Raw genomic sequence first — 945 nt, forward strand, 5'->3', positions numbered from 1 at the left:
CGTCCATCCCCGGCAGCGCGGGGATGTCGAAACCGACTTCGTAACCGGCAAGGTCAGCTTTGATGTTCATGGGGTTGGCTCCTTAGTTCCAGGGCAGCTTGTCGAGATCGACATTGCCGCCGGTAATGATCAGACCGACGCGTTTGCCGGCAAAAAGGTCGCGGTTCTTGATGATCGTGGCCAGAGGCACGGCGCTCGAAGGCTCCATCACGATCTTCATGCGCTTCCAGATCAGCTTCATCGCATCGACGATTTCTTCCTCGGTCGCGGTGAGGATATCGGTGACGTGATTGCGCACGAAATGCCAGGTCAGCTCCTTGAGCGGGACCTTGAGCCCGTCCGCAACCGTCACCGGCGCGTCGTCGGCGATGATGCGGCCGGCGCGGAAGCTGCGCGCGGCGTCATCGGCATTGAGCGGCTCGGCCGCGTAGATCTTGACGTTCGGCGCGAGGTTCGAGAGCGTCAGGCACGTCCCCGAGACCATGCCGCCGCCGCCGATCGGGGCCACGACCGCATCGAGACCCTCGACCTGCTCGATCAGCTCGGCCGAACAGGTCGCCTGACCCGCAATCACGCGCCAGTCGTTATAGGGATGGACGAATTCCGCGCCGGTCGAGGCCACGACTTCGGCGAAAACCGCCTCGCGCGAGCTGGTCGAGGGCTCGGATTCCACGATCCGCGCGCCATAGCCGCGAACCGCATCCTTTTTCGCCTGGGGCGCGGTCGAGGGCATCACAACCGTGCAGGGGATGCCGCGACGGCTGGCCGCATAGCTCAGGCAGGTGCCGTGGTTGCCGCTCGAATGCGTGGCAACCCCGCGCGCCGCCTGCTCGTCGCTGAGCGAAAACACCGCATTGGAGGCGCCGCGGGCCTTGAAGGCCCCGGCTTTCTGCAGGTTCTCGCATTTGAAGAACAGCTCAGCCCCCGTCAGCTCGTTGAGCATCC

General features: G+C 64.6%; 1 protein-coding gene. It reads right to left on the reverse strand.

Annotated elements, in window-relative coordinates; all coding sequences use genetic code 11:
- Positions 1-82 precede the first annotated feature (82 nt).
- Positions 83-945, reverse strand: an 863-nt coding sequence (locus tag ACFFUC_RS12460; RefSeq protein ID WP_377686688.1) for a pyridoxal-phosphate dependent enzyme, incomplete at its 5' end; no start/stop codon positions are given.

Source organism: Paracoccus cavernae (assembly GCF_042430175.1).
GTDB classification, from domain to species: Bacteria; Pseudomonadota; Alphaproteobacteria; order Rhodobacterales; family Rhodobacteraceae; genus Paracoccus; species Paracoccus cavernae.